The 3319-nt window shown below is 66.9% G+C and carries 2 protein-coding genes; both read left to right on the top strand.

All coding sequences use genetic code 11. From position 1 onward, the window contains the following. Position 1: 1 nt before the first annotated feature. Positions 2 to 2848 (top strand): hybrid sensor histidine kinase/response regulator, encoded by a 2847-nt coding sequence (locus IVA82_RS37405; protein WP_247493799.1) that lies wholly within the window; start codon positions 2 to 4, stop codon positions 2846 to 2848. A gap of 21 nt (positions 2849 to 2869) precedes the next feature. Continuing rightward, a partial coding sequence (locus IVA82_RS37400) for a chemotaxis protein CheW (protein ID WP_247387790.1) occupies positions 2870 to 3319 on the top strand: 450 nt, incomplete at its 3' end.

The following is a 3319-nucleotide window of genomic DNA, read 5'->3' as shown; positions in this document are numbered from 1 at the left end:
CATGGATGATCTGTTGCGGGAGTTTCTGACGGAGACCAGCGAGAGCCTGGACACCGTGGACAACCAGCTGGTGAAGTTCGAGCAGGAGCCGAACAACGCCAAGATCCTGGATAACATCTTCCGCCTGGTCCACACCATCAAGGGCACCTGCGGCTTCTTGGGCTTGCCGCGTCTGGAAGCGCTGGCGCATGCCGGCGAGACCTTGATGGGCAAGTTCCGCGACGGCATGCCGGTGACGGGGCAGGCGGTGACGGTGATCCTGTCCTCGATCGACCGCATCAAGGAGATTCTGGCCGGGCTGGAGGCGAGCGAAGCCGAGCCCGAGGGCACCGACCGCGACCTGATCGACAAGCTGGAAGCGATGGTCGAGCAGGGCATGGCGGCAATGTCCGGCTCGGCGCAGCCGATGCCGGCGGGGACTGCCGCCGCTGCCGTTGCCGAAGCGCCGCCGCTGGTGCCGGAAGCGCCGGCTGCGGTGGAAGCTGCGCCAGCAAGCCAGGGCGCGCTGATCGACCAGACCCTGGAGCGGCCGCTGCGTCCCGGCGAAGTGTCGCTGGACGAGCTGGAGCGCGCCTTCCGCGAGACCGCGATCGAAGCGCCGGTGCCCGTCGCCAAGGTTGAAGTTGCACCCGAGCCGGCGCCGGCCCCTGCTGCTGCCAAGGAAACTGCCAAGGAAACGGCCAAGCAGCCCGCCAAGGCAACCGCCAAGGAAGCCAACGCGCCCAAGGACAAGCCCGCGGCCAAGAAGTCGATGGCCGACGAGGTGGCCTCCGAGGGCGACCGCATCGCCAACCAGTCGATCCGCGTCAACGTGGATACGCTGGAGCATCTGATGACCATGGTCTCCGAGCTGGTCTTGACCCGCAACCAGCTCCTGGAGATCTCCCGCCGCAACGAGGACACCGAGTTCAAGGTGCCGTTGCAGCGGCTGTCCAACGTCACCGCCGAGCTGCAGGAAGGCGTCATGAAGACGCGGATGCAGCCGATCGGCAATGCCTGGCAGAAGCTGCCCCGCATCGTCCGCGACCTCTCCAGCGAACTCGGCAAGCAGATCGAGCTGGAGATGCACGGCGCCGACACCGAGCTCGACCGCCAGGTGCTCGACCTGATCAAGGACCCGCTCACCCACATGGTGCGCAACTCCGCCGACCATGGCCTGGAGACCCCGGCCGAGCGGCTCGCTGCCGGCAAGGGCGAGCAGGGCACCATCCGGCTGTCCGCCTATCACGAGGGCGGCCACATCATTATCTGCATCGCCGACAACGGCCGCGGCCTCAACACCGACAGGATCAAGGCCAAGGCGATCTCCTCCGGTCTCGTCACCGAGGCTGAGCTCGAGAAGATGAGCGAAGCCCAGATCCACAAGTTCATCTTCGCGCCCGGCTTCTCCACGGCGGCCGCCGTCACCTCGGTGTCGGGCCGCGGCGTCGGCATGGACGTGGTGCGCACCAATATCGACCAGATCGGCGGCACCATCGACATCAAGAGCGTCGCCGGCGAAGGCTCCTCCGTCACCATCAAGATCCCGCTGACCCTGGCGATCGTCTCGGCGCTGATCGTCGAGGCCGCCGGCGACCGGTTTGCCATCCCGCAGCTCGCCGTCGTGGAATTGGTCCGCGCCCGCGCCAACTCAGAACACCGCATCGAGCGCATCAAGGACACCGCGGTCCTGAGATTGCGCAACAAGCTGCTGCCGCTGATCCACCTCAAGAAGCTGCTCAGGATCGACGACGGCGCCGCGTCCGATCCCGAGAACGGCTTTATCGTGGTCACGCAAGTCGGCAGCCAGACCTTCGGCATCGTGGTCGACGGCGTGTTCCACACCGAAGAGATCGTGGTCAAGCCGATGTCGACCAAGCTGCGCCACATCGACATGTTCTCCGGCAACACCATCCTGGGCGATGGCGCCGTGATCATGATCATCGACCCCAACGGCATTGCCAAGGCGCTCGGCGCCGCCGGCGCCTCGGCCCACGACATGGGCGACGAAGCCGCCGGTCATCATTCTTCCTCCGCCGAGCAGACCACCTCGCTATTGGTGTTCCGCGCCGGCTCGTCCCAGCCCAAGGCGGTGCCGCTCGGGCTCGTCACGCGCCTGGAGGAGCTGCCGGCCGACAAGATCGAGTTCAGCAACGGCCGCTACATGGTGCAGTACCGCGAGCAGCTGATGCCGCTGGTGGCGATGGAGAACGTCACCATCGCGTCCCAGGGCGCCCAGCCGATCCTGGTGTTCTCCGACGACGGCCGCTCGATGGGCCTGGTCGTCGACGAGATCATCGACATCGTCGAGGAACGGCTCAACATCGAGGTCGGCGGCTCCTCCAGCGGCATTCTCGGCTCGGCCGTGATCAAGGGCCAGGCCACCGAGGTGATCGACGTCGGCCACTTCCTGCCGATGGCGTTCGCCGACTGGTTCACCCGCAAGGAGATGAAGCCGTCGATGCACGCGCAGTCGGTGCTCTTGGTCGACGACAGCGCCTTCTTCCGCAACATGCTGGCACCGGTGCTGAAAGCCGCCGGCTACCGCGTCCGCACCGCCCCGAACGCGCAGGAGGCGCTGGCCACGCTGCGCTCCGGCCAGAGCTTCGACGTGGTGCTGACCGACATCGAGATGCCCGAGATGAACGGGTTCGAGTTCGCCGAGGTGATCCGCTCCGACAACAATCTGGCCGCGACGCCGATCATCGGTCTCTCCGCACTGGTGTCGCCGGCGGCGATCGAGCGCGGCCGGCAGGCCGGCTTCCACGACTATGTCGCCAAGTTCGACCGTCCCGGCCTGATCGCGGCGCTGAAGGAGCAGACCGCAGGTGCCGCCGGCGCCTCCGAGCTGAGCCGGGCCGCGGCGTAAGGCGGACAGGGAGATACAGCAATGAGCACCACCAAGATCCACTCGAGCGAAGGCGCGATGGTCGAATACGTCACCGCGATGATCGGCGGCCAGCTGTTCGGCCTGCCGATCTCCCGGGTCCAGGACGTGTTCATGCCCGAGCGCGTCACCCGCGTTCCCTTGTCCTCGCGCGAGATCGCCGGCGTGTTGAACCTGCGCGGCCGCATCGTCACCGTGGTCGACATGCGCGCCCGGCTCGGCCTGCCCAAGCCCGAGGACGGCAAGGTGCCGATGGCGGTCGGCGTCGACCTGCGCGGCGAATCCTACGGCCTGCTGATCGACCAGATCGGCGAGGTGCTGCGCCTGTCCGAGGACGGCAAGGAAGACAACCCCGTCAACCTCGATCCCCGCATGGCCAAGCTCGCCGGCGGCGTCCACCGCCTCGACGGACAGCTCATGGTCGTCCTCGACGTCGATCGCGTCCTCGAACTC

It is taken from the genome of Bradyrhizobium sp. 142 (genome assembly GCF_023074015.1).
GTDB lineage: Bacteria > Pseudomonadota > Alphaproteobacteria > Rhizobiales > Xanthobacteraceae > Bradyrhizobium.
This window is presented reverse-complemented; position numbering and strand designations above follow the sequence as displayed.

Coding starts and splice junctions, on each gene's coding strand:
- IVA82_RS37405 (WP_247493799.1), top strand. CDS start 2: ATGGATGATCTGTTGCGGGAGTTTCTGACGGAGACCAGCGAGAGCCTG.